We start from the raw sequence: 24498 nt of genomic DNA on the forward strand, positions 1-24498 counted from the left end.
CGAGTGCGCGGCGGGCCCCCCCCGGCCGGGGTGCCCCCCCACCCCCACGACGTGGCAGGAGCCGCGTCAGTCCGGCAGCAGAGCCACCGCCCGCGTCCAGCCGGCTCCGGCCCCCTTGATCTTCACCGGCAGGGCGCTGACGGTGAAGCCGAACGGCCGGGACAGCGCGGCCAGTCCGGACAGCCGCTCGATCTGACAGAACTCCCGGCGGCGGCCGGTCATGTGGGCGGGCCAGAGCATGTTCCGGTCACCGGTACGCCGATAGGCATCCACCAGGTGGGTGAAGGGAGCGTCCAGGCTGAAGGCGTCCGTACCGATCACCCGTACGCCCAGGTCGAGCAGATATTCGGTCGCCGAACCGTCCAGGCCGACGAACTCCGTGAAGTAGTCCATCGTGCCGGCCCGCCGGTCGGCACCGGTGTGCAGCAGGACGATGTCCAGCGGGCTGGGTCGGTAGCCGATCCGGGAGAGTTCCTTCTCCAGGACGGCGGCGTCCACCGTGCCCGCGGAGCGGCCGGTGAGATCCAGTACGACACCGGGCCGGTGGAACCAGTCGAGGGGCAGTTCGTCGATGTTCCGGGGCCGACCGCTGCCGTAGCTGGTGCGAGAGCCGTAGTGCGAAGGCGCGTCCACGTGGGTACCGGTGTGCGCGGACAGTTCGAGGAAGTCGTTGTTGAGGAACTCGCCGTCGGGGAACTCCGCCGGGGAGATCCGCATGCCGAAGTGCTCCTGCATCTCCGCCGCACAGTGGCGTGCCCCCTCCGCGGGTGACATCACGCGGTGGGCGACGGGGTCGGGCTCCCAGCCCGCCGCGTCGATGGGGGACGACAGATCGATGATTCTCATGCTGCGCGGCTCCCCGTCTGCTGGGTGAAGAGGTCCGCGCGAACGCGCACCGGGGTACGCCCGAAGGCGATCTGCTGGAGGACCTTCCGGTAGATGGGGGTATGGGCGAGCGCACGGGCCACGAGCGGCCGGATACGGTCGCTGATCCCCCCATGGGTGAGCATCGCCGCTCCCTGCCTGGCCTGGAGGGTGAAAACCGCTTCGATGTCCGGACGCCGGGCCCTCTCGTACGTGGACAGGCATGCGCACCCGGCGTCCTTCGTCCGCCAGGATTCGACCAGTACGGGATGCAGTACGGCGGCGTCCTGCAGAGCGAGGTTGATGCCCTGGGCGCCGATCGGCCCATGGGTGTGAGCGGCGTCTCCGATGAGCACGAGACCGTCGGTCGCCCAGGTGTCGGCACTGCCCGCGAACACGTCCAGCAGACTCAGGTCACCGGGACCGGTGAGGCTGGCCCGGACCTCGTCGGCGTAGATCGGCACCGCCTGTTCGATCCTGCGGACCAGGGCCGGGAACCCCTCGGAGGACAGCTCCTTGTAACCGCCGTGCGGCAGCGTCCAGCCGATCTGGATGCTGTCCGGATAGGAGTCGTAGATGAGGACGGGGTTTCCGCCGGACCGGTAGACCCTGATGTCGTGGGCGCTGCGGCCGCCGGCAGGAATCTTGAACCACAGGATGTCGTGCTCGAACGCCTCAACCCTGGTGTAGCCGAGCCCGGCGAGCTTGCGCACCTTCGAGTAGCGTCCGTCCGCTCCGACGGTGACGTGGGCGTCGATGCGCATGCGCTGCTCACCGCGGCCCACTACGACCCCTGCAACCCGAGCGTTCTCATGGTGCAGGTCGGTGACGGACCGGCCCTCGAGATAGGTGAAGCCCGGGTGCTCACGGCAGGCGGCGAGCAACTCAACAAGCAGGTGCCGCTGCGGAATGCTCAGCAGAAAGTCGTACGGTGCGGGCAACTGCGCATAGTCGATGTCCATCAGCAGCCGCTCGTGCTCGACCAGTCGGAAGCGACGCAGCGGATAACCGCCACGCTGTCGCGCCCGGTCGAGCACCCCGAGCTGCTCAAGAATCTGCATGCCGCCGGGTTGCAGAATCTCGCCACGGAACTCCCGGTCGAAGGACCGGGCCCGTTCCACGAGGGCGACCCGCGCCCCCGAACGCAACAGAAGCAGGGACAGGGCGAGCCCCGCGGGGCCACCGCCCACGACGCAGAAGTCGGATTCCATGTGTTCCATCAGTGCTCCTAGCGCGGACTTGGCGGGTGAGGAGGACAGGGGGACGGAGCGGCGGCCGGGCGTGGTCCGCTGTGCGGGCGCTCATGCCAGCAGGCCGAGCCCGCCGTCCACCGTGATCACTTGTCCGTGCAGCCAGGCCGCCTGGTCCGTGGCCAGGAGCATGATGAACTCGGCCACGTCACGAGGCGTGGACAGTCGTCCCGCGGGGGTGCGCCGGCCGAGGAACTCGGCGATGCTCCGGTTCGCGGTGAGTTCCCCCTTGTCCAGGAGCGCGGTGGCCACGGCGTTGACGGCGATGCCCCGCCCGGCCAGTTCCACCGCGAGGTAGCGCACCAGGTTCTCCACGGCGGCCTTGGCGACACCGACGTTCACATAGCCGGGGATCACCGAGTGCGCCCCGTTGCTGGACACCACGATGATGCGTCCCGGCCTGCCACTCATGAGCTCCGCGAGCCGGGAGCCGCCGTACACCAGCGGGTTCAGCGCCAGGTCGAGTTCGGACCGGAAGCTCTCCGGATCGGGGCTGACGGCGGTGTCGTACCGGAACGTCGCGGCATTGTGGACGAAGACGTCCAGGCCGCCCCTCTCCTCGGCCACCCTGTCGAGAAGGGCGTGGAACGCGGCCTCGTCGCGGACATCGGCGCGTACCGCCACGGCGGTGCCCTTCAGTCCGGCGAGTTCCTCGACGGTCTGCCGGGCGCTCTCGTCGTCGCGGTGGTAGTTGACGTAGACATCGCAGCCGGCCGCGCACAATTGGTGGGCTGTGGCCCGGCCGAGACCGCGGGCGGCTCCGGTGACCAGGGCCACCCGGCCGTCGAGGCCGAGCTGGGCGGGTTCGGTACGGAGCGTGCCGTCGCGGGCGCTCACGGGTTCACCTCCAGGAGGGGGGACGGATGACCGACAGTGCCCGCGAGCGCCGGTCCGGACGCACCCGTGACGATCACGGGATCGCCCTGCGGTTCCGTGTCCGGGTCGGTGAGCCGCAGGACAGCGGCGGCGACGCGTTCGGGCGTGGTCGGCGGAATCGGTGAGGGTGGATGCCCTGCTCCGGGACGGGCGATCGGGCCCGGGGCGAGGCAGCACACGCCGATGCCCTCGCGGGTGAGCTCGGCGGACAGGCCGAGGACCAGGCCGTGCACGCCCGCCTTGGCCGCGCACAGGTGGGCCGCCAGCGGCCGGCCGCGCAGTCCGGCCACCGAGGAGACCAGGACGACGCGTGCGGCCGGCGCGGCGCGCAGCAGCGGCAGACACGACCTGACGAGCAGGAAGCTGCCGGTGACATCGGTGTCCAGGACCTCGCGGAACTCCGCCGCCGACAGGTCGGTGGCCGCCGCCGGGCGGCCCCGGTACCCGGTGACGAGGTTGACCATGGCGTCCAACCGGTCCAGTCCGCTCGCCCTGGCGCGGTCCACCGCTCGGTCCAGGGACTCCTGATCGGTGACGTCCGCCACCAACGGCAGGACCGACGCGCCGTGCGCGTCCGCGAGCCGATCGGCAAGCCGGTGCAGCCGGTCCGCCGAGCGGCCCAGCAGGACGAGGTCCGTCCCCTGGGCCGCCGCCGACTCGGCCACGGCCGTTCCGACGAGGCCGTTCGCACCGGCGACGAGCAGCTGGCGGTTCAGCGGGGCCGCCGCCCCGTCAGAGGACCGGAGCACCTTCGAGCACCACGGTGTAGAGGTCGGGGTCGGGAATCGCGACGTCGGCGAGCTGCCTGATGTGCGCACCGAACTCGGCGCTGGCCAGGACCCGCTGGTGGTCGGCCTGCGTCTGCCACAGGGCGACGTTCACGTAGACGTCGGGCCGGCTCAGCGAGCGGTGCAGCTTGAAACCGATGAAGCCCTGCTGGCTGCGCATGAACTCCGCGCTGCGAGCCCAGATCTGCTCGAAATCGTCGGTGCTTCCCTTGACGGTGAACTTGTTGATCAGAGTGACCATGGTTGTTCCTCTCTCGGCATGGTGTGCGGGGGACGGGCTTCGATGGACGGCCGCTCAGGCCGCTACGGTGCTCAGCGCCGTCAACTGCTGAAGACTGTCGCCGATGTCCGCCGCCAGGCAGTTGCGCACCCGTTCGGCGATACGGGTGGGCCCGCGGCGCCCGGGCCGGACCGCGGGGAGCAGCGCCCTGCGATGCACGCCGACCCGCACTTCGCCGGTGTCGCCGGTGCAGGGAGTCACCGTCCATTCGTCGGTGAGCGCGAGCACTGCGGCCGGCGGCCGGAGCCGCTTGGTGACGACGCGGCCACCGGGCAGGCTGAGGCAGACCGCCAACCGCAGGTCACGCCGGCCTGGAAGCACAGCCAGGAACACGTCGTCCGCCACCGGGACGCGCAGCGCGCCGGACAGCGAAGGCAGAGTGTGAAGGCCTGGCAGGAGCCCGTCGGGGTACACCGAACCGGTACGGATCGTCACGGTGCCGCTGAGCTCGGCCAGGGCCCGGGCGGTGCCGTGTGGCAGCTGGGCGGCGGTGCTCAGGCCCTCGAGTTGGGACCTGGCGGCGGCCTGCACCATGGGGCGGATCCACGGGTGCCGGTCGGCACCGCCGTCGGCCGCCGCTTCGTGCGTCAGGTGCACCTCACAAGTGTCCGTGCCCGGCGTCGCGCGGAACTCCCAGACGCCGCCCATGGACAGCAGCGGATGCTGCGGCTCCTCCTGACGGAACGCGATGGCGAGCACAGGAGTCCGGCGGAACGTGCGCCGTGCCGTCCAGCTGCGGACGATGCCTGACGCGGGCGCGGCGTCACGGCCGGCCGACGCTGCCGTCTCGAAGGCCGCGTCCACGTCCACGGCCCACAGCCGCAGCCGGTCCGAGTCACCGGCCTGCTCCATCACCTCTACATGCACGATGTTCTCGAACAGCAACGGCCACCATCGGACGTCGGCCACCAGTTCGTGCACCTGGTCGGCAGGCCCGGGAACGGCCGTCGTGTGCTTGACCTTCATGGCAGTTCTTCCTTTCGAGCCGCGAGAACGAGCGCGGAGCGCTCAGACGTCGATCGTCCTCAGCAGAGGAGCGGGATATCGGTCGCCGAGCGCGGCCGGCACCACGTCGCCGAGTTTCTGTATCTCGTCCGGGGTCAGCCCCACCTCCAGGGCGGCCACGTTCTGCTCCAGGTAGGTGCGGCGCTTGGTACCCGGAATGGCGATGACGTCCTCGCCCTTGGCGAGAAGCCACGCGAGGGCAAGCTGCGCGGGTGTGACGCCCTTGTTCTCGGCCAGTTCGTACAGGACCGGCAGGAGCATCATGTTCCGGTAGAGGTTGTCTCCCCTCAGCCGGGGATCGTTGCGCCGGAAGTCCGCCGTCGCCAGCCGGTCCATGGTCAGGTCGCCGCTCAGGAAGCCGCTGCCGAGCGGTCGGTAGGCGACCAGGGACACACTCAGCTCCCGGAGCGTGGGCAGGATCTCCCGTTCGATGTGCCGCTCCCACAGCGAGTACTCGGTCTGTACAGCCGCGACCGGATGCACGGCGTCGGCACGGCGTACGGTGGCGGCGGAGACCTCGCACAGACCGACCTGCCCGACCTTGCCGGCAGCGACCAGTTCGCCGAGCGCGCCGACCGACTCCTCCACGGGTACGTCGGGGTCGACCCGCGCCAGGTAGTACAGGTCGATGCGGTCGGTGCGGAGCCGGGCCAGCGACGCGTCGATGCGCGCCTTGATGAACTCCGGTCGCCCGTTGACCCGCGGAGGACCGCCCGCCACGGCCTCCATTCCCGTCTTCGAGGCGATGACGGCCTCGTCCCGGCGGCCGGCGAGCGCTGTGCCCACGATCTTCTCAGCCGCGCCGTCGGGCCCGTAGAAGTCGGCGGTGTCGATGAGGGTCACGCCCAGGTCGAGGGCACGCCGTACGGTGGCCGCCGCCTCGGTCTCGTCGACCGGACCGTACGAGCCGCCCATGCCCATGGTGCCCAGGCCGAGGGCGGATGCCCGTAGTCCTGTGCGACCCAATTTCCGGTTCTCCATGACGCTGTCTCCAGGTCGTTGTCCGTGCTGGACCGGTACCGGCGGTCAGGCCGGTTCCTGGTCGTAGCGGTCGAAGATCTCCTTGAGCACCTCGGGGGTCGCCCGGCCGGGCGGGATGGCGTCGATCTCCCGGAAGTGGTTCTCGTATCCCGCCGGGTTGATGACGCTGAGGAGAGTGCCCGGCTCATCACCGATGTTCTTGAAGGCGTGCGGCACACCCCGCGGTGCGTAGCAGAACGCGCCGGGGCCGGCTTCGATCAACTCGTCGCCGGTCAGTACCTCGAAACGCCCGCGGACCACGTAGAACGCCTCGGTGTGGGTGCGGTGCAGGTGGGGCGGGGCGTTGCCGCCCGGTGGGAAGACGGCCTCGATCATGGCGAGGGATCCGTCCGTGTCGTCGCCGCTCAGCTTCAGTGAGAAGCTGTTGCCGAAGATGTCCAGCCGCTCGCCGCCGGCGGGTGGCAGCAGGACGTACTGACGGCGGGCGGCCGAATGGAAGCTGGTCATGGCACGTCCCTGGGTGTGGCGGGGCTCATGGGGCCCCGCTGGCGTGGTCAGTCCTTGATGCGGTCGGGGAACAGTGCCTGGGCGTTGGCGTGGTTGATGCCGTCGCGCTGCTCGGGCGTCATGTCGTGGGTGTCGAGGAAACCGTTGTAGTAGGGGATCTCCTCCTCCGCGAACGGCCAGTCGCTGCCGTACAGGACGTGACCTGGGCGGGCGAAGGCAAGAAGGCTCGGCAGGCTGGAGGGGCTGGCCGTGAGGGCGGTGTCGAAATAGAAGGAGCGCATCTGCTCCACGACGTCCGCCGTGCCGAGGTCACCCCAGGTGGCGGGTGCGGTGGCCATGCGATGGGCCGCGAACGGCACGAAGCCGCCACCGTGCGACAGGATGATGCGCACGTTCGGGTACTTGACCGTGCGTCCCGTACGCACCAGGTCGATCGCGGTGCGCACCGTGTCGAGGAGGTAATCCGCGACGTACGACGGGATACCCGGCGCGGGGGTCCCGCCGACACCCGTGGGGTGGGTGAACAGAACGGCGTTACGGCGGTCGAGTTCCTCGAAAACGGGTTCGAACTCGGGGTCGCCGAGATAGCGCCCGTGCACGTTGGTCGGCAACAGGACGCCGTCGGCTCCGAACTCGTCATAGGCGACGCGGATTTCCTCCAGCGCGGCGTCGACGTCGGGCAGCGGGAGCGTGGCGAAGAATCCGAACCGATCCGGGTAGTCCTTCGCCATCTCGGCGGTGAACTCGTTCACCTCACGCGCCTTCGGGGCGAGATCCTGCTCGTCCAGCCTGAGACCGATCGGGGCCGTCGAGACGATCGCCGTCCGGATGTGGTGGTCGTCGAGCATGCGGATCGTGCGGGAAACGCTCCACGGCACGGGTCGTGCTTTGTACAGGCCCTTCTCGATCAGCCAGTTTCGGTAGGCGGGGGGAAGCACGTGGTGGTGTGTGTCGACGCGGCCTGCAGACATCGGCTCTACCTCGCTTCGGTGACGGTCGGGATGTCTCCGGCTCGCGGCGGCGAGCCGAGGCGAGATTGGCAACGAGCGCTAGCAGCGACCTCGAGGATGGGTGGGACACCGGCTCTCCGGACACCTACGGATACCAAGCGCCCCGACGAGTGCCGGAACGGCGGGCTCAGTGGCCGTCGGTCACCGCCGCCGCGAAGAAGACCGTTGACCGCTCATCTCCTCCGGAGAGGGCGGCCGGATTGACGGGAACGCAATGGCTCGGCGGGCGGGGCCGGTGGCGCGCGTCAGCGGCGGTCGACATAGGTGACGAGGCCGCCGACGGTTAGACCCACCGCGCAACCGTAGCCGTGCCGCAGGGCGGCGGCGGCCCACTCGGGGTCGTGCGGGACCTAGGTCCATCCCAAGCGACGGGCCGGTTGTGGCTGTTCGTCGGGTATTTCATGCATCTCCGATCCGGCGATCGAGCGCAGGTCGGCGTAGCCGGGCGGCCTGCGTCTCATGCCGACGGACCCGTCGTCGGATCCTGGTCCTGGCGGGTCGGGCAGGCGCAGGTCGGAGAACTCCAGCCTTCGATCTGCGGTTCCTCGGGGATCCAGGGTGACCCGTGATTCAGCGGCTCCTGCAGATCCCACTCCGCCTCGGCTTGGCCCTCGCTATGGAGCGCCGGCCGTGACCCCGCAACCCCCTGCCCGATCTGGTACCGCTCAGGGGGACGGAGACAGGTCCGGCCGGCCCCCGCGACTCGGAGGGATCACGACTACGGGTGGGCCACCTCTGGTCGCCGCGAAGTTCGAACCTGTTCGACCGGGGCGGCAGACGGCGGCTGTCTAGGGTGGGAATCATGGATGCTCGGACAACTACCCACCATTCGGAAACCGTTGGTCCTGCCGAGGCAGACACCGACCAGTCGGGCGCGGCTGCCGTCGGTGCTCCGGCCCGGACGCCCGGCGACCCCGTCCCCACCGACGTCGTCGACCCCGGCGAGCTGCTCGCCGACCCCTACGCCGGGTATGCCCGGCTTCGGGAGGCCGGGTCCGTGCACCGGGTCGTCGGGACCGACGGGCTCCCGGCCTGGCTGGTGACGCGGTACGAGGACGTACGGCACGCCCTCGCCGACCCGCGGCTCTCGCTCGACAAGGCGCACGCCGCGCCCGGCGGCTACCGCGGGCTCGCGCTGCCGCCCGCGCTCGACGCCAACCTGCTCAACATGGATCCGCCGGACCACACCCGGGTCCGGCGCCTGGTGTCCCAGGCGTTCACCCCGCGGCGCGTCGCCCGGCTGCGCGAACCGGTCCGGCGGACCGCCGACGCCCTGCTCGACGCCCTCGCGCCGCTCGGCCGCACCGACCTGATCGCCGCCTACGCCGCGCCGCTGCCCATCGCCGTGATCTGCGAGCTGCTGGGCGTCGCCGAGTCGGACCGCCCGGACTTCCGGTCCTGGACGGACGCGCTCGTCGTCCCCGACCCCGCACGGCCGGAGCAGGCCAAGGAGGCGGCCGGGGCGCTGCTCGCGTTCTTCGCCCGGCTGCTCGCCCGCAAGCGCGCCGAGCCCGCCGACGACCTGCTCTCCGCCATGATCGCGGTACGGGACGAGGAGGACCGGCTCAGCGAGGACGAGCTGATGTCCCTGGCCTTCCTCATCCTGTTCGCCGGGTACGAGAACACCGTCCACCTCATCGGCAACGCCACCCTGGCGCTGCTCCGCGACCCCGCCCAGCTGGCCGCGCTGCGCGCCGATCCCGCCCGGATCGGCCCGGCCGTGGAGGAGCTGGCCCGCTACGACGGCCCCGCCCCGCTCGCCATCCGCCGCTTCCCCACCGAGGACGTCGTCATCGGCGGGGTCACCGTCCCGGCGGGCGAGACCGTGCTGCTGTCCCTGGCGGCGGCCCATCGGGACCCGCGCCGCTTCCCCGACCCCGACCGGCTGGACCTCGGCCGGGACACCAGCGGGCATCTGGCCCTCGGCCACGGCATCCACTACTGCCTCGGCGCACCGCTCGCCCGTCTGGAGACCGAGATCGCCCTGGCCGCCCTCCTGGAACGTCTCCCCGGTCTCGCACTCGACACTCCCGTGGACCGGTTGCGCTGGCGTCCCTCGATGCGCACCCGGGGCCTGCTGGCTCTTCCGGTGCGGTACTGAGAGAGGGTCAGAGCGCCGTGGACGTGTCCCGGCGGGAGGCGGCCAGATAGCCGACGAAGCAGACGATGGCCACCGTCCAGCCGAGGGTGACCGGACCCAGTCCGAACGCGAGCCCGCCCCGGCCGTGGCCGAGCGCCATCCAGTCGGCGAGGGAGGCGCCGAGGGGGCGGGTGATGACGTAGGCCGTCCAGAACGCGGGCACGGCACCCAGGACGCCGCCCCGGTGGGCGACGGCGGGCACGCAGATCGCGACGGCGAAGAGGACCGCGGAACCGAAGTAGCCGAGACCGGCGGTGGCGCTCAGGTCGCCGGCCGCGGTGCCGAGGGCGAAGGTGGCGAGGACGGCCGCCCAGTAGAAGGCCTCGCGGCGGCGGGTGCGGATGCTGTGGATGGACAGGGTGCGCTCGACGGCGTACCAGAGGGCGAAGACCGCGGCCAGCGCGAACAGGAAGAACGGCGTGGACAGCGTGTAGGGCACGCCGAGGCCGACGTGCAGGACGTCGGCGGCCATCGTGCCGAACACGCTGACCATGACGACGGCCGTCCAGTACACCCAGGCGATGTACCGGCGGACGGCGAACTGCACGGCCAGCGAGACCGCCAGAGCGAGTCCGCCGAGGGCGACCGCGGGCACCGGGCCGAGGACCTTGGCGAGCAGGTCCGACGCGGTCTCGCCCATCCCGGTGGTGAGCACCTTGATGATCCAGAAGTAGGCGGTCACTTCGGGAACCTTGTTCGCCAGCACGCGCAGGGTGGCCCGGGGGCGGTCGTCGAGGAGGTGCTCTGGGGTCATGAGCCGCACCATGACACGGCGCACCTTCGGTGCCACAGATGTCTTTGCCATTGTTTTGGGGCTTCTGGTGCATGAGTTTCATCAACGCCCGGCGAACCTGAGCGCAACCTGAACACGGCGGCGAATCCCCTGGTCGACGTGGCTCCCACGGTGGTAGGCGCCGAGTGCCTGCCCCGCGGGCCTTCCCTCAGGCCCGGCGCTCCCGCAGCCGCGCGTAGGTCATGAGGCCGAGCAGGACGGCCAGCAGGACAGCCGAGGAGCCGGCCGTACCGAGGTTCAGACCGCCCTTGGCGACCGGTTTGGTCAGGAAGTCGCCCGCGGTCGCGCCGAGCGGGCGGGTCAGGACGAACGCGATCCAGAACAGCAGGACGTTCGGCACCGCGGGCACCGCCATGAGGGCGGCCAGCACCGCGAGCGCCCCCGCCACCAGCAGCGCGCCGCCGGCGTAGCCGAGGCCGGAGCTGTCGGAGAGGAAGTCGCCCATGGAGGTGCCGAGCGTGTTGGAGACGAGGATCGCGGACCAGAACAGCGCCTCCCCGCGGAAGCTGACGATCTCCCGGATCTGGAAGGTCGTCCCGGTCAGCCGCCAGACGGCGAAGACGGCCATGAGCAGGGAGATGAGGATCGCCGCCCCGGCCGGGTAGCCGAGGCCGAGGCCCTGCGGCCCCCAGCCGAGCGAGGTGGCGCCGGCCGGCAGGTACTTCGCGTCGGCGTCGCGGTTCATGAAGTCGGACATGGTGGTGCCGGCCATGCTGGTCGACAGGATCACGGTCCAGTAGAAGAACGGGTTGTAGCGGTCGGCGCGGAGCTGCACGACCAGCGTCACCACGAAGACCAGGAACAGCGCGATCGTGGTGAGGAAGTAACCGAGCTTCAGGGTCTGGGAGAAGAGGTCGCCGGCGGTCTCGCCGAGGGTGGTGGCGGCGATCTTCATGATCCAGAACGCCAGGGTCACCTCCGGGAGTTTCTTCATCGCCGACGTGGCCGGGGCCGGGAGGTCCGGGCCGGTGCGGACGTGTGACTGCTGCACGGTGGGGGGCTCCTGTTCGGTCGGGCGACCGCGGGACGGTCACCAGGAGCGACCCTGGCAGTTCCGGCCCGAACGGCCCCCGCGCGACTCCCGCACGACTCCGGTGTTACCCCCGGGAGAGTGAATCGCCGTTCTCGCGGCTCACCTCGTGGTGACGGCCGCCGGGCCCGGGCAGCGGCTTGAGGTCGACCTGGATGCGGTGGGTGGAGTCATGGCTCACCGAGCCGCCGAGACGGGCTTCGACCACGCCCAGCCGCAGCCCCGCGCCGCCCTCGCCGGCCCGGTGGAACTGCACCGCGAACTCCAGGCTGACCTGCTCGACGCTGAACCGCCAGTCGCTCTGGGCCCCTTCGGCCTGGGCCCGCGCCAGCTCGGCGCGCACCGTGCCGATGGCCTCCGCGAGGCCGATCGGTTCCGGATCCCCCATCACCACACCCCCGTCGGCGTCAGTCGATACCTGTCCGAGCCGCTCACAAGTCTAGGGACGCGGCATGCCCCGCGCGTAGTGTGGGACAGCATGGGGGAACTGCGTGCGGACTGGAGACTCAGGCTGCGACGCGAGGACGCGCACGGACCCGTCTGCGGGGCCGGTGTACTCGTCGACCAGCACACGGCGCTGACCTGTGCACATGTGGTACGCCACCCGGACGCGGTGATGTGGCTGGAGTTCGCCGAGAACGCCGCGCTGGAGCCGGTCGCCGCGCGGGTCATGCCGGGCGGCTGGCTGCGGGACGGCGAACGCGGCGCGGACGTGGCCGTGTTACGACTGGACAGCCCGCGCCCGTGGGCCCGTCCCGCCCCGCTGGAACGCCGGCTCAGGGCGGGCCTGGAGGTGTACGCGACCGGCTACGCCGAGGGCTTCGACGACGGCATGAGCCTGTGGGGCCGGATCGGCGGGGCCAGCGGCGAGCGGGTACAGCTCGACTCCGTCACCAAGGCGCACGTGGTGCGCGCAGGTTTCAGCGGCGCGGCCGTGTGCACCCGGCCGCGGGACGGCGCCCCCGCCCGTGTGGTCGGGCTCGTCGTCAGCTGGCGCGGCGACCTGGGCGCACCGCTGCCCGAGGACAACCGGCTCGCCTTCTCGTATCTGGTGCCCGTCGACCGCATCGCCGAACTCTCGCCGTTGATCGCGGAGTTGAGCGGGCCGGATGCCTGGGACCGCGGGTTCGAGGAGCGGCTGGGGCGGTGGTTCGAGGACCCCGACGAGGACCCGGTGAAGATCAGCGTGGTGGCGCCGGGCACCGGCAAGGAGCGCTCGCTGCGCCATCTGCTGCACCATGCCGACGTGGTCCACCGCGCCGGCGACAGCAGACCGCGCCTCGCCGACCGGGCGCTGGGGATGGTCTCCTTCCCGGTCGGCGGCTATCTGGCGCACTGGGAGTGGCTGCTGGGCACCAGGCGCGGACCGGCTCCGGCGGCCGAGGTCACGGCCGCGCGGCCGGCCACGGTGGTCGTCCTGGGCCTCGACGAGGAGCCGCAGCCCGGCCCGCTGATCGAACTCCTCTCACGATTAAGGGAGTTGGGCTTCCGTCTGTTACTGGTCTTCCACCGTGAGGGCGGCGCCGGCTGGACCGCGGCCCGCGACGAACTGCTGCGCCCCGCGCTCCTCGGGCACACGGACGCCCTGCTGGACCGGCTGGAGCTCGCCGAGTTCGGCAAGGCGGCCCGCCGGGGCGTCGTGGCCAGCGCCTCCCTCGGTTCGGTCACCGAGACCGCCGACCTGCGCCGTGCCGAACGCCGCCGCCTCGACGCGGTACGGGACCCCCAGCACCACCTCACCCGCCTCCGCACCCTGATCAACACCCTCCGCACCGACCTGGCCCGCCAGGAGAACCGCTGATGCGGCTCGACGCACAGGAACCGGAGCCGCGGTACCCCCCGCCCCATCCCGCACCGACGTCCGCCGCACACGGCGCACCACCGCGTACACGGCGCACGCGGGAACGGGGTGAGGGGATGCGTGGGTGTCCGCATCGGCGGTTCGACGGGACTCCCTGCGCGGGGGCCGTGCTGCCGACCGGCTGGTGTGCCGTGTGCGGCCGGGCGGAGCGGCACCCCGGGCTGCCGGCGCTGCCCGCCGACCCGCGGGACCTCGGCCCGAGCGAGCTCCTCGCGCTCCCCGAGCGCACCGCCCGCCCCGCCGGCGCCCGCCTGATCCGTCCCGAGGCGCCGCTGGCCATCCGGATGGGCTGTTCGGCCGCCGGCTGCGGCATCACCTTCGCCCCGCCCTACACCGCGGGCCCGGTCCCCCTCAAGGGGCACTGCCCGGCCTGCGGCACCCGCTACTCGTACGAACCGGAACTCGCCGCGGGCGACCTGCTGCGCGACCAGTACCGGATCATGGGGCCGATCGCGCACGGCGGCCAGGGCTGGGTCTACCTCGCCGAGGACACCCACCTGGGCGAGGTCGTCGCCGTCAAGGGGCTGCTCAACCGGTACGAGGACGACGGCGCCCGGCTCGCCGACGTCGAGCGCCGCAACCTCGTCGCCATCCGCCACCCCCGTATCGTCCAGATCCGGGACTTCGTCGCCCGGCGCGCCGACAGCGGCGAGACCACCGGCGGTCACATCGTCATGGACGACGTCGGCGACGGCACCCTCGCCAAGGTCGTCGAGGAGACCCGGCGCGGCGAGTCGGTCCTGGACATCGAGCACGTCGCGGCCTACGGCTGCCAGATCCTGGAGGCGCTCGCCCATCTGCACGCCGGCGGTGAACGGACCTTCGTCTACGGCGACATGAAGCCCTCGAACGTCGTGCACCACGGGACCGGCGTCAAGGTCATCGACCTCGGCGGCATGCGCGAGGAGGGGCAGAGCCGGCCGCCCGCCCATGTCACCCCCGAGTACATGGCGCCGGAGATCGCCTTCTCGGGCCTGCCCACCGTCGCCCACGACCTGTACACGGTCGGCGTCACCCTGCGGGAACTGGCCGACTGGGCGGTCACGGTGGTGCCCGGCCTCGGCACCGACTCCTTCCGCCGGGTCGTCGAGCGCGCCCTCCGCGAGGACCCGGGACGGCGCTTCGCCGACGCCCGCGAGATGGCGAACCAACTGCGCGGCGCGCTGCGGGAGATCCGTGCCCTGCGCGGCAAGAGCGACCCGCCCGAGCCGTCGGACTACTTCCGGCCCTCCCCGCAGCTGCTGGGGGCCCGGCTCGGCACGGTGCCCGGCATCGAGCACTGGCTGTGCCGCCCGCGCCCCGACCGGTACGCGCCGCCCGTGGCCCCGGCCCTCGACCTCGGCGCCCCGACCCCCGCCGAGATCGCCGGCTGCCTGCCGGTGCCGCGCCGCTACCCGGGCGACCCGCAGACCGCCCGCTTCGAGGTGAGCAGCGGCTACGACCCCGGTCAGCTCCTCGCCCAGGAGGACGAGAAGCCGCGCTCGGTGGAGATCTGCCTGCACAACGTACGGGTCCTGCTGAGCCGCAACACCAGGGAGGACCTGGAGCTGGCGCAGACGGAACTCGACACCGCCGACTCCATCCCCGGCCCGTCCGCCGTGCGCCGCTGGCGGCTGGAGTGGCACCGCGCGCTGCTCGCGCTGCGCAGCGCCGGCCTGGACGACAGCCCGCAGCAGGTCGCCGGGGCCAGGGCCCATTTCATGCGGGTCCACCTCGAACTGCCCGGCGAGTACGCGCCGAAGCTGGCCCTCGCGTACTGCGGGGAGCGGCTCGGCGACGACACGGCCGGACCCACCGCCCGGGAACTGTACGAGGCGGTGTTCGCCCGGAACCCCGCGCACGGCGGCGCCGCCCTCGGCCTCGCCAGGCTCGCCCTGCGCGCGGGCGACCGCCGGGCGGCCCTCGACGTGCTCGGCAGGGTGGGACCGGGCACCCTGGACCACACCGTCGCCCGGATCGCCGCGCTGCGGATCCGGGCGGCCCGGCTGCCCGGGGACGTGGATCCTCCCCCGGACTCCGTCCGGGGGGACCCCCGTCCCGCTTCGCTGGCGGCGCCCGCGGAGGTGGACGCGGCACTGGCCGAACTGCCGCACCTGGTGGGCCGCAGACCGGGCGCGGCCGAGCCGAGCCTGTCCGAGGACGAGGCGCTGCGGCTCAGCATCGAACTGCACGAATGGAAACTGGACGCGCTGCACAGCCTCGACGACCGGCCGGGGCCGCGGGGCGGCGGAGCCGGCCGGCTGGACGCCCGGGGGCTGCGGCGGCTGAGTACGGCGGAACGCGCGCTGCGCGCCCGGTTGGAGTCGCTCTACCGCCAGCTCGCCGCCCGGCACCACGAGTCGCCCGCCGCCCACGAACACCTGGTGGACCTCCTGCACGCGGTCCGCCCCCAGACCCTGTTCTGACCGCACTCTGTCGCGATCGCCCCCCCCGGAAGGAGCGGTGACACAGGACATGAGCAGCCACACCCGGCCGCCGCAGCCGGGCATCCGACTCCACGTCGACCTGGACGGCGACGTGCGTCCGCACCGCAGCGCGAAGATCGAGGCCCGGCTCCGGGTCGACGTGGCCGCCGACGGCGCGCCCACCGACCTGCCCGCGGTGGAGCTCGCCGTGATCATCGCGGTGGACGTCGCCGAGGCCCACCGGGCGGCCGTCCGGCACGCGCTGCCCGCCGCGTTGCGCGCGCTGCCCGACCGGATCTCGTTCGCCGTGCTGGGCAGCGGGCCCGAGCCGGTGCGCTGCTATCCGCTGGGTGACGACGAGTGGGCCGTCGCCGACCAGTACCAGCGGCGCCGGGCCGCCTTCGCGGCGGGCTCACTGCCCCTGCACCGGGACCGGCCGCGTCCCGCCGGGTACGCGCACTGGGTGGCCGGGGCGCGCGCCCTGCTCGCCGGCCGCCCGCTGTCCGTACGGCACCTGGTGCTGATCACCGACGGCAGCAGCGCCGCCTTCCAGGAACCCGGTCTGGAGGCGGAACTGGACGCCTGCGCCGGGCTGTTCACCTGCGACGTGTTCGCGGTGGGCGCCGACTGGGCCCCCGACCCGCTGCTGGTCCTGGCCGAACGGCTGCACGGGACCGCCCAGTTCGTGGACGACGGGCTGGGCCGGGCGGTCACGGACGCCATCGCGCGGCTGCGCCGGGTGCACTCGCCGCAGCTGCCGATCGAGGTGACCCTGCGGCCCTCGGTGCGTCAGGTCTCGCTCAGCGAGAAGGCGCCCCGGCCGCACCGGCTCGGCGGGCTGCCCGAACCCGGCCGGCCCAACCGCTGGAGCTTTCCGACCTACCAATGGGAGCAGGGCAGCCGTGACTACCTGCTGACGCTGGTCGCCGACGCCGACGCCGACCCGCTGGAGACCGAGCTGCAGTTCGCCATGGTGTCCGTGGGGGACGTGCACGAGCCCGTCGTCGCCCGCTGGCACCTCGCCGACCGGTCCGTGCCGCCCGCCGTGGCCGGTGCCGGAAGCGTGCAGAGCCTCAACGCCACCGGCCAGATGCGCGGTGCGCTGCGCGAGGGCCTGGCGGCGCTGCGGGACCACCGGCGGGACACCGCCGAGCACTGCCTGGGGCGGGCCGCCCGGCTGGCGGCGCGGTTCGGCACGGGATGGGTGCTGGACGAGATCCGGACGGTCGCCGACATCGAGGACGCCGCCGAGGGACGGATCCGGCTGCGCGCCGTCGACGCCGGCACGCTGGCCCCGATGATCCTGCGCGCGGGCTCGGGCCCCGGCGCGGCCCCGGCCGGCACCGTGGGCATCCGGCCCGGCCCGCGCTGCGGCAACTGCGACACCCCGGCCGGGAGCGAGGCCCGGTACTGCATCACCTGCGGGGAGGAGTTGCTGTGACCGCCGCGCCGGGCGGCCGGGGAGCCACGGCGGCGGGGACCGTACGCGCGGTCCCCCGGCGCCGCCGCTCCCCCGCCGCGCCCTGGCGCCGCCGCTCCCCCGCCGCGTTCTGGCGCGGGCGGCTGCGCCGCCGGCGGACCCGGTGGCTGCTGGAGGCGCATCTGCTGGTGCTGTTCCTGTGCGCCGTCCTGGCGGCGACGTCCCTGTCCCTGTCCTGCCGGCAGGCCCAGCGCAGCGCCGAGGCGCTCGCCTCCCGGGAGGCACCGGCCGTGCAGGGGCTCGCCGCGACCCGGCTCGCGGCGCTGCGTTCCTATCAGGAGGCCCAGTACCTGGTGAACCGCGATCTCGTGGACGTGGCGGGGTCGAGCGAGGCCTACCGGGCCCAGCTCTCGGCCGCCGACCAGGGCCTGTCCCGGATCGCCGACCGCACCGACCAGGACCTCGGCACGGTCAACGGCCTGCTCGCCACCTACGGCAACTCGCTGAGTCTCGGCACCTCGCAGTACCGCGACCAGCCCCTGATGCGGGAGCAGAAGCTCCGCGAGGCGTACTCGCTGCTCACCCGGAGCGAGGTGGGCGTGGTGCCCCGGCTGCACCGCCTTGAGGGGAACCAGCTGCGGCACGCCGAGGCCACCGCCGCCCCCGGCCGCTGGCGGCGCGCCGGCTGGTGGCTCGCCGAACTCTCGCTGGCGGCCATGGCGTTGACGCTGCTGTCGGCGCTGTTCGTGCTGCGCGACCGCTGCGGCCGGGACTGGAATCCCTACCTGCTCGCGGCCTTCGTCCTGACCGTGCTGCTCGCGGTGGTCCCGCTGACGGCGGTGTCCGCCGCCGGTCGCGACCTCGACCGGGCGCTCGGGAACCTCCACCTGATCACCGAGGTGTCCGGGCGCGGCGGGCTGGCGCAGGCGCAGCAGAGCGTCACGGACCGGTCGGAGCTGGTCCGGCGGGAACTGGACGGCGGCACCTGGGCCGCCCGGGTGTACGAGGGCACGCTCGTCGGCGGCCTGCTGGTCGTCGTCCTGCCCGCGCTGGGCCTGGTGCTCCGGCTGGACGGCGACTACTGGAGGCGGCGATGACCCGGCGGCTGCGGATCCTGGTCTTCTTCGTGGCGATGGTGCTGATCGCGGCCGGCGGCCTGGTGGTGGCCTGGGCGCGGCACGACGACGAGGAACCGGTGTCCATCCTCGGTACCTGGACCGGGGAACAGGCGACGCAGTTCACGACGCTGCTGCGGGGCTTCGGCATCCCGTTCCGCTACCAGGGGACCGCGGCCCAGCGTGAGGTGCTGCTCTCCAAGGTGCAGTCGGGGGACCCGCCGGACCTGGTGATCATGCCGGGGCTCGGCGAACTCGCCGAGTACGCCGACCAGCACCGCCTCTACCCGCTGAACGGGCTCTACGACCCGCAGGAGTACGGGGCTCCCTGGAAGCCGACGGGCACGGCCTCCGCACACGTCTACTGGGTGCCGGTCAAGGCGGACCTGAAGAGCGTCGTCTGGTACCGCCAGGACGATCCGCCCGCCGACGCGCCGGCCCCGATGGGGAGTTGGTGCGTCGGCATGGGGGACGACGGCGCCTCCGGCTGGCCCGGCACCGACTGGATCGAGGACCTCCTGCTGCAGCGGTCGGGTCCGGCCGTCTACGAGGACTGGGTACTGGGCAGGGACGGTGTGACCTGGAGCAGCGCCCCGGTGCGCGCCGCCTGGGAGGCATGGGCCGGCCTGCTCCGCAAGGACCGGGCCGCGGCCCGCCACGCCCTGCTCACCGACCACCGCGGCGCCCCCGGCGGCCGGGGACTGCTCTTCGACGCGTGGCACGGCTGCTCCCTGGAGCACCAGGGCTCCTTCGCCCGTTCCTTCTACGACGCGGCCGACGCGAGACGCGCCCGGCTGACGGACTCCGCACCGCTGCTGCCCGGCGGCCCCGCCGTCCGCGCCCACGAGGTGAGCGGTGACTTCGCGGCGCTGTTCAGCGACCGTCCGCAGGCGCGGGCGCTGCTCGGCAGGCTGGCCTCGCGGGCGGGCCAGCAGAAGTGGGCGCAGGTGGCGGACGTCTTCTCCGCGAACCGCAGGGTGACGCCGCGAGGCGGCACGGTGGAACGCGAGATCGCCGAACGGCTGCGGACGGGCCCCCGCTGTCTGGACGCCTCGGACGTGATGGCACCCGCCGTACGGGACGCCTTCTACGAGGCCGCGCTGGAGACCATCGCACGGGTCGCCAAGGGCCGGGACCCGGGCATCCCGGCCCTGCTGCGGGATCTGCAGCGGTTGCAGGACGCGCAGTCGCCGCAGGCGGGCGGCGGCAGAGCGGTGCCGCAGACGGTGTGCAGCACGCGGTGAGCCGCCGGGCCCCTTTGTTGGAACGTCAGGACAAAGTGATTGACATCCCCTGGGAGCGACCCCATAGTACGTGTCACTAGAGCGCGCTAATAAAGCGCTCTAGCAGCTTCCAAGCCGTCGACGGCCGCACCCCTGGCCGTCGGCACGGAGCTCCGTACCCGTTCGTGCGAGGCACCCGGTCGGCCGCCGGTGCCGGACCGCCGACGTCACGCTCTCCTTCTCGATCACCGCTCCCCCCGCTCCCCCGAGCCGACCCATACCGCACAGCGAGGTGCCAGGGACATGCACAGAAACCACCGAGCCGCAGCCATGGCCGCCACCGTCCTGGCGGGCGCCCTGCTCGCCACGGGCTGCTCCAGCAGCTCCGGCGGCAAGAAGTCCGAGGACAGCGGAGCCGCCGCGGCCGCGGGCAAGGCGACCACGCCCCGCATGACGGTGGCCATGATCACCCACGCCCAGCCCGGCGACACCTTCTGGGACCTGATCCGCAAGGGCGCCGCCGCGGCCGCCGCGAAGGACAACATCAAACTGGTCTACTCCGCCGACCCGAGCGCCGCCAACCAGGCCAACCTGGTGCAGAACGCGATCGACCAGAAGGTCGACGGCATCGCCCTGACCGCCGCCACGCCGGACGCCCTGAAGGCCGTCGTGACCAAGGCGAAGGCCGCCGGCATCCCGGTGGTCGGCTTCAACTCCGGCCTGGACGCATGGAAGAGGCTCGGCATGCTGGAGTACTTCGGCCAGGACGAGAACATCGCCGGCGAAGCCTTCGGCGAGCGCCTCGACCAACTCGGCGCCAAGCACGCCCTGTGCGTCGTGCAGGCCCAGGGGCAGGTCGCCCTCGAAGCCCGCTGCGCCGGCCTGACCAAGGGCTTCAAGGGCAAGACCGACAAGATCTACGTCAACGGCACCGACATGCCCTCGGTCAAGTCCACCATCACCGCCAAGCTCCAGCAGGACTCCTCGATCGACCAGGTCGTCACCCTGGGCGCCCCGATCGCCCTGACCGCCGTCCAGTCCGTGAAGGACGCCGGCAGCAAGGCCAAGGTCGCGACCTTCGACCTCAACAAGGACCTGGTCTCCGCCGTCCAGAACGGCTCGGTCGAGTTCGCCGTCGACCAGCAGCCCTACCTCCAGGGCTACCTCGCCGTCGACTCCCTGTGGCTCTACAAGAACAACGGCAACTACAGCGGGGGCGGCACCGCCCCGGTCCTCACCGGACCGGCCTTCGTCACCAAGGACAACGCCGACACCATCGCCAAGTTCGCCGCCAACGGCACCCGCTGACGAGACATCAGGAATCAGCCGACGTCCGGGCCGTCCCCCGCGGGGGGCGGCCCGGTCGTGCCCCGCACCACCAGCTTCGGGTCCAACACCGCCTCACGCGGCTCCAGTTCGGGGTCCTCCAGGCGCTCCACGGCGAACCGCACCGCACACTCGGCCATCAGCCCGGCGTCCTGACGCACCGTGGTGAGGCCGACCGGCATCAGGTGCGAGAGGTGGCTGTCGTCGTAGCCGACCACGGAGACGTCCCGTGGCACCTCGACCCCGCCGCGGGTCAGGGCCATCAGCACCCCCATCGCGCACCGGTCGTTGCCCGCCAGGACCGCGGTCGGCAGCGGCAGCCCCCGCTCGCGTTCCGCCAGCAGCAGACGTCCGTTCTCGATGCCGGACCGTTCCGTGTGCTCACCGGGTATCACCCGGATCTCCGGTTCGAGACCGTGCCGGCGCATCGCGGCCCGGTAGGACCGGCGCCGCTCGGCCGAACCGGGGCCGCGGCCCCCGTCGATGTGGACGATCCTGCGGTGTCCGAGCTCGACCAGGTGGTCCATGGCCTGCCGGACGCCCTTGTTCTCCGCGCTGTGCACGAAGTCCACCCGGGCCCGCGGCACCCGGCGGCTGATCGACACGGTCACGACGCGCCGGCCGAGCCCGTCGAGGTATGCGGGGTCCGCGTCCGGGCCGAGCAGGATCAGGGCCTCGCAGCGGTGTCCGAGCAGCGCCTCGACCGCCTTCTCCTCGCTGCGGCCCTGGGCGGCGGCGGAGAGCAGCACGTCGTAGCCGAGCCGCTCGGCCTCCGGATAGATGCCCTCGATGAGGTCGGTGTGGAAGGTCTGGTGGACGGTGAACATCACGCCGAGGGTGCGGCTGCGGCCGCGGGCCAGCAGCCGGGCCGCGCTGTCGGGGCGGTAGCCGATCTCGTCGGCGACCCGCAGCACCCGCTCGCGCGTCTCCTGGCTCGCGCCGGGCTGGTTGCGGAACACGATCGACACCAGCGCCCGGGAGACCCCGGCCCGCTCGGCGACGTCGGCCATCGTCGGCCGCTGCCTGCCCGCTGCATCCACCTGCGCACCCACCCTTCGACGGAGCCCACCCTAGGGCGTGTTCCCGGCGGCTCCGGAAATCCCCCGGCAACAAGGTATTGACATGACATTTGGACAGGCGTCATCGTACTCGCACTAGAGCGCGCTAGTAGAGCGCAGCAGTCCGCTGACGACGCGACGTCTTCGTCCCCTCCCCCGAAGGACACGCCATGGCAACGGCGCCAGCCCCCCTCCGCACCACCGCCGGCAACCTCTGCCTCGGCTCGGCCCCCGACTCCTGGGGCGTCTGGTTCCCGGAGGACGAGCACCAGGTCTCGTACACCCGCTTCCTCGACGAGCTGAAGCAGGCCGGTTACGAGTGGCTGGAGCTCGGGCCCCACGGCTACCTGCCCACCGACCCGCTGCGGCTGAAGGAGGAACTCGACGCCCGTGGCCTCAAGGTCTCCGGCGGCACCGCGTTCGGCGCGCTGCACCGGCCCGAGGCCTGGGACGAGATGCTCGCCCACGTCCGCCGGGTCGCCACCCTGACCCAGGCCGCCGGCGCCCACCACCTGGTCCTCATCCCGCCCATGTACCGGGACGAGAAGACCGGCGCCTTCACCGAGCCGCCGGAGCTGACCGCCGAGCAGTGGGCGGGCTTCGGCAAGGCCGCCGACCGGCTGGGCAGGCTGCTCCTCGACGAGTACGACGTGCGCCTCGTCGTCCACCCGCACGCCGACAGCCACATCCAGACCCAGCCGGAGATCGAGCGGCTGCTGAACGAGTCGGACGTCCGGTACACGAACCTTTGCCTGGACACCGGGCACGTCGCCTACGGCGGCGGTGACAACGTCGACCTGATCCGGCGCTTCGGCGAGCGCGTCGGTTACGTCCACATCAAGCAGATGGACCCGGAGATCCTGGCCCAGGTCGCCGCCGAGGACCTCGGCTTCGGCGAGGCCGTCAAGCGGGGTGTGTGCGTCTCGCCGCCGGCCGGTGTGCCGGACCCGGCCGACGTGGTGGCGGAGCTGGCGAAGCTCGACGCCGAGCTGTTCGTGATCGTCGAGCAGGACCTGTACCCGTGCGCCCCCGAGGTGCCGCTGCCCATCGCCACCCGCACCCGCGAGTACCTGAACGGCCACGGCCTGTCGGGTACCCGTCGCCCGAACCCGAACCGTTAGGAGGCGACGACATGGACGTCAGGGACGACGCGACCCGGGCCACCGCCACGGTGACCGAGCCGCCCCCGCCCGCGGTCTCCCGGCGGCTGCGGATCGTCACCGTCATCGCCACCTTCGGCGGACTGCTCTTCGGCTACGACACCGGTGTCATCAACGGCGCGCTGCCGTACATGAGCAAGGACCTCGGGCTGACCTCGGTCACCGAGGGGATGGTCACCAGCTCGCTGCTGCTGGGGGCCGCGCTCGGCGCGGTGGCCGGCGGCCGCCTGTCGGACGCGCGGGGCCGCCGCCGTACGATCCTCGCCCTCGCGGTGCTGTTCTTCGTCGGCGCGCTCGGGGCCACCCTCGCGCCGACCACCGCCGTCATGATCGTGGCCCGGTTCGTGCTGGGCCTCGCGGTCGGCGGCGCCTCGGTGACGGTGCCGGTCTACCTCGCGGAGATCTCCCCCGCCGAGCGGCGCGGTGCACTGGTCACCCGTAACGAACTGATGATCGTCAGCGGCCAGTTGCTGGCCTTCACCTCGAACGCGGTCATCGCGAACGTGAGTGGCGAGTCCGGCGGCGTCTGGCGCTGGATGCTGGTGATCGCGACCGTTCCGGCGGTGGTGCTCTGGTTCGGCATGCTGGTCATGCCGGAGAGCCCGCGCTGGCTGGCCTCCAGGGCCCGGTTCGGCGAGGCGCTGGCGGTCCTGAAGCAGGTCCGCTCCGAGCAGCGCGCCGAGGCCGAACTGGCCGAGGTGTCCGCGCTCGCCGTCAGGGAGGAGCAGGAGAAGCTCGGCGGCTGGCAGGACATGAAGGCCACGCCGTGGATCCGCAGGCTGATGTTCACCGGCTTCGGCATCGCGATCGTGCAGCAGATCACCGGCGTCAACACGATCATGTACTACGGCACGCAGATCCTCTCGGACGCCGGATTCGCCTCGGACACCGCGCTGACCGCGAACATCGCCAACGGCGTGATCTCGGTGCTGGCCACCTTCGCCGGCATCTGGCTGCTCGGCCGGGTCGACCGCCGGCCGATGCTGATGACCGGGCAGCTCGGCACCACGCTGGCGCTGCTGTTCATCGGCGTCTTCTCCCTGGTGCTGCCCGCCGGGGACGGCCGGGCCTACGCCGTGCTCGCCATGACGGTCACCTTCCTCGCCTTCCAGCAGGGCGCCATCTCCCCGGTGACCTGGCTGATGCTCTCCGAGATCTTCCCGATGCGGATGCGCGGCTTCGGGATGGGTGTGGCGGCCGTGGTGCTGTGGCTGACCAACTTCCTGATCGGGCTGGTCTTCCCGTCTCTGGTGTCCGCGATCGGGATCTCCAGCACCTTCTTCCTGTTCGTCGTGGCGGGGATCTTCTCCATCACCTTCGTGAAGCTCTACGTCCCCGAGACCAGGGGCCGCACCCTCGAAACCCTCGAAGCCGAACTCCGGTCCCGCTTCTCCTGACCCCTGCGA

22 protein-coding genes are annotated in these 24498 nt (G+C 72.1%); 9 read left to right on the top strand and 13 right to left on the bottom strand.

The window, feature by feature from the left end:
• Positions 1-66: 66 nt before the first annotated feature.
• The 9 genes from AB0G52_RS34350 to AB0G52_RS34390 all read right to left on the bottom strand — a co-directional run bounded on the left by AB0G52_RS34350 (position 67) and on the right by AB0G52_RS34390 (position 7522).
• Positions 67-846: a cyclase family protein gene (locus tag AB0G52_RS34350; RefSeq protein WP_132892316.1), complete on the bottom strand. Its 780-nt coding sequence runs from the start codon at positions 844-846 to the stop codon at positions 67-69.
• Positions 843-2084 carry an FAD-dependent monooxygenase gene (locus AB0G52_RS34355; protein WP_132892314.1) on the bottom strand — a complete coding sequence of 414 codons (1242 nt, stop codon included), beginning with the start codon at positions 2082-2084 and terminating at the stop codon, positions 843-845. Before AB0G52_RS34355 ends, AB0G52_RS34350 begins: the two co-directional genes overlap by 4 nt.
• Before the next feature lie 81 nt (positions 2085-2165).
• Complete coding sequence (locus tag AB0G52_RS34360) at positions 2166-2951, bottom strand: SDR family oxidoreductase (protein WP_132892313.1); 786 nt, start codon at positions 2949-2951, stop codon at positions 2166-2168.
• Positions 2948-3739: an SDR family oxidoreductase gene (locus AB0G52_RS34365; RefSeq protein WP_165939515.1), complete on the bottom strand. Its 792-nt coding sequence runs from the start codon at positions 3737-3739 to the stop codon at positions 2948-2950. The genes AB0G52_RS34360 and AB0G52_RS34365 overlap by 4 nt, the downstream gene beginning before the upstream one ends.
• Positions 3723-4019: an antibiotic biosynthesis monooxygenase family protein gene (locus AB0G52_RS34370; RefSeq protein ID WP_132892309.1), complete on the bottom strand. Its 297-nt coding sequence runs from the start codon at positions 4017-4019 to the stop codon at positions 3723-3725. The genes AB0G52_RS34365 and AB0G52_RS34370 overlap by 17 nt, the downstream gene beginning before the upstream one ends.
• A 54-nt stretch (positions 4020-4073) precedes the next feature.
• Complete coding sequence (locus tag AB0G52_RS34375; protein WP_361342011.1) at positions 4074-5024, bottom strand: aromatase/cyclase; 951 nt, start codon at positions 5022-5024, stop codon at positions 4074-4076.
• 42 nt (positions 5025-5066) lie between these two features.
• On the bottom strand, positions 5067-6044 hold the full coding sequence (locus AB0G52_RS34380; RefSeq protein WP_361342015.1) for an aldo/keto reductase: 978 nt from the start codon (positions 6042-6044) through the stop codon (positions 5067-5069).
• A gap of 45 nt (positions 6045-6089) precedes the next feature.
• Positions 6090-6551 (bottom strand): cupin domain-containing protein, encoded by a 462-nt coding sequence (locus AB0G52_RS34385; RefSeq protein WP_132892303.1) that lies wholly within the window; start codon positions 6549-6551, stop codon positions 6090-6092.
• 47 nt (positions 6552-6598) lie between these two features.
• Positions 6599-7522 carry an amidohydrolase family protein gene (locus AB0G52_RS34390; protein ID WP_132892301.1) on the bottom strand — a complete coding sequence of 308 codons (924 nt, stop codon included), beginning with the start codon at positions 7520-7522 and terminating at the stop codon, positions 6599-6601.
• 841 nt (positions 7523-8363) lie between these two features.
• Between AB0G52_RS34390 and AB0G52_RS34395 the strand changes: the two genes are divergently transcribed.
• The gene (locus AB0G52_RS34395) at positions 8364-9662 is read left to right on the top strand and encodes a cytochrome P450 (RefSeq protein WP_361342019.1); all 1299 of its coding nucleotides are present in this window, start codon (positions 8364-8366) and stop codon (positions 9660-9662) included.
• Between the two features lie 7 nt (positions 9663-9669).
• Here AB0G52_RS34395 and AB0G52_RS34400 read toward each other — a convergent pair whose 3' ends face one another.
• From AB0G52_RS34400 to AB0G52_RS34410, 3 genes are all read right to left on the bottom strand, one after another.
• A complete protein-coding gene (locus AB0G52_RS34400; protein WP_361342022.1) occupies positions 9670-10455 on the bottom strand; it encodes a hypothetical protein in 786 nt (261 codons plus the stop codon).
• Between the two features lie 187 nt (positions 10456-10642).
• Positions 10643-11485, bottom strand: a complete 843-nt coding sequence (locus AB0G52_RS34405) for a hypothetical protein (protein WP_361342025.1) — start codon at positions 11483-11485, stop codon at positions 10643-10645.
• Positions 11486-11591: 106 nt separating this feature from the next.
• Positions 11592-11912 carry a trypco2 family protein gene (locus AB0G52_RS34410; protein ID WP_361342028.1) on the bottom strand — a complete coding sequence of 107 codons (321 nt, stop codon included), beginning with the start codon at positions 11910-11912 and terminating at the stop codon, positions 11592-11594.
• A gap of 90 nt (positions 11913-12002) precedes the next feature.
• On the opposite strand from AB0G52_RS34410, the gene AB0G52_RS34415 reads away from it, so the two are divergent.
• The 6 genes from AB0G52_RS34415 (at position 12003) to AB0G52_RS34440 (ending at position 20856) form a co-directional block, all read left to right on the top strand.
• Complete coding sequence (locus AB0G52_RS34415; RefSeq protein WP_361342031.1) at positions 12003-13325, top strand: serine protease; 1323 nt, start codon at positions 12003-12005, stop codon at positions 13323-13325.
• Positions 13326-13441: 116 nt separating this feature from the next.
• Positions 13442-15790: a tetratricopeptide repeat protein gene (locus AB0G52_RS34420; protein ID WP_361342034.1), complete on the top strand. Its 2349-nt coding sequence runs from the start codon at positions 13442-13444 to the stop codon at positions 15788-15790.
• 49 nt (positions 15791-15839) lie between these two features.
• Positions 15840-17231, top strand: a complete 1392-nt coding sequence (locus tag AB0G52_RS34425) for a hypothetical protein (protein WP_361342037.1) — start codon at positions 15840-15842, stop codon at positions 17229-17231.
• Positions 17228-18307: a hypothetical protein gene (locus AB0G52_RS34430; RefSeq protein ID WP_361342040.1), complete on the top strand. Its 1080-nt coding sequence runs from the start codon at positions 17228-17230 to the stop codon at positions 18305-18307. The genes AB0G52_RS34425 and AB0G52_RS34430 overlap by 4 nt, the downstream gene beginning before the upstream one ends.
• Complete coding sequence (locus AB0G52_RS34435) at positions 18304-19569, top strand: extracellular solute-binding protein (protein ID WP_361342043.1); 1266 nt, start codon at positions 18304-18306, stop codon at positions 19567-19569. The genes AB0G52_RS34430 and AB0G52_RS34435 overlap by 4 nt, the downstream gene beginning before the upstream one ends.
• A gap of 282 nt (positions 19570-19851) precedes the next feature.
• Positions 19852-20856 (top strand): substrate-binding domain-containing protein, encoded by a 1005-nt coding sequence (locus AB0G52_RS34440; RefSeq protein WP_132892286.1) that lies wholly within the window; start codon positions 19852-19854, stop codon positions 20854-20856.
• 14 nt (positions 20857-20870) lie between these two features.
• Here AB0G52_RS34440 and AB0G52_RS34445 read toward each other — a convergent pair whose 3' ends face one another.
• Positions 20871-21884 (bottom strand): LacI family DNA-binding transcriptional regulator, encoded by a 1014-nt coding sequence (locus AB0G52_RS34445; RefSeq protein WP_132892383.1) that lies wholly within the window; start codon positions 21882-21884, stop codon positions 20871-20873.
• 218 nt (positions 21885-22102) lie between these two features.
• Here AB0G52_RS34445 and AB0G52_RS34450 point away from each other — a divergent pair, with 218 nt between their 5' ends.
• Both AB0G52_RS34450 and AB0G52_RS34455 read left to right on the top strand, forming a co-directional pair.
• Positions 22103-23053, top strand: a complete 951-nt coding sequence (locus tag AB0G52_RS34450) for a sugar phosphate isomerase/epimerase (protein WP_132892284.1) — start codon at positions 22103-22105, stop codon at positions 23051-23053.
• A gap of 11 nt (positions 23054-23064) precedes the next feature.
• Positions 23065-24489 carry a sugar porter family MFS transporter gene (locus AB0G52_RS34455; protein ID WP_361342047.1) on the top strand — a complete coding sequence of 475 codons (1425 nt, stop codon included), beginning with the start codon at positions 23065-23067 and terminating at the stop codon, positions 24487-24489.
• Positions 24490-24498 lie beyond the last annotated feature (9 nt).

It is taken from the genome of Streptomyces sp. NPDC021562, from assembly GCF_040640875.1.
GTDB lineage: Bacteria > Actinomycetota > Actinomycetes > Streptomycetales > Streptomycetaceae > Streptomyces.

Coding starts and splice junctions, on each gene's coding strand:
- AB0G52_RS34350 (WP_132892316.1), bottom strand. CDS start 846: ATGAGAATCATCGATCTGTCGTCCCCCATCGACGCGGCGGGCTGGGAG.
- AB0G52_RS34355 (WP_132892314.1), bottom strand. CDS start 2,084: ATGGAACACATGGAATCCGACTTCTGCGTCGTGGGCGGTGGCCCCGCG.
- AB0G52_RS34370 (WP_132892309.1), bottom strand. CDS start 4,019: ATGGTCACTCTGATCAACAAGTTCACCGTCAAGGGAAGCACCGACGAT.
- AB0G52_RS34375 (WP_361342011.1), bottom strand. CDS start 5,024: ATGAAGGTCAAGCACACGACGGCCGTTCCCGGGCCTGCCGACCAGGTG.
- AB0G52_RS34380 (WP_361342015.1), bottom strand. CDS start 6,044: ATGGAGAACCGGAAATTGGGTCGCACAGGACTACGGGCATCCGCCCTC.
- AB0G52_RS34385 (WP_132892303.1), bottom strand. CDS start 6,551: ATGACCAGCTTCCATTCGGCCGCCCGCCGTCAGTACGTCCTGCTGCCA.
- AB0G52_RS34390 (WP_132892301.1), bottom strand. CDS start 7,522: ATGTCTGCAGGCCGCGTCGACACACACCACCACGTGCTTCCCCCCGCC.
- AB0G52_RS34395 (WP_361342019.1), top strand. CDS start 8,364: ATGGATGCTCGGACAACTACCCACCATTCGGAAACCGTTGGTCCTGCC.
- AB0G52_RS34400 (WP_361342022.1), bottom strand. CDS start 10,455: ATGACCCCAGAGCACCTCCTCGACGACCGCCCCCGGGCCACCCTGCGC.
- AB0G52_RS34410 (WP_361342028.1), bottom strand. CDS start 11,912: ATGGGGGATCCGGAACCGATCGGCCTCGCGGAGGCCATCGGCACGGTG.
- AB0G52_RS34415 (WP_361342031.1), top strand. CDS start 12,003: ATGGGGGAACTGCGTGCGGACTGGAGACTCAGGCTGCGACGCGAGGAC.
- AB0G52_RS34420 (WP_361342034.1), top strand. CDS start 13,442: ATGCGTGGGTGTCCGCATCGGCGGTTCGACGGGACTCCCTGCGCGGGG.
- AB0G52_RS34425 (WP_361342037.1), top strand. CDS start 15,840: ATGAGCAGCCACACCCGGCCGCCGCAGCCGGGCATCCGACTCCACGTC.
- AB0G52_RS34435 (WP_361342043.1), top strand. CDS start 18,304: ATGACCCGGCGGCTGCGGATCCTGGTCTTCTTCGTGGCGATGGTGCTG.
- AB0G52_RS34440 (WP_132892286.1), top strand. CDS start 19,852: ATGCACAGAAACCACCGAGCCGCAGCCATGGCCGCCACCGTCCTGGCG.
- AB0G52_RS34445 (WP_132892383.1), bottom strand. CDS start 21,884: ATGGCCGACGTCGCCGAGCGGGCCGGGGTCTCCCGGGCGCTGGTGTCG.
- AB0G52_RS34450 (WP_132892284.1), top strand. CDS start 22,103: ATGGCAACGGCGCCAGCCCCCCTCCGCACCACCGCCGGCAACCTCTGC.
- AB0G52_RS34455 (WP_361342047.1), top strand. CDS start 23,065: ATGGACGTCAGGGACGACGCGACCCGGGCCACCGCCACGGTGACCGAG.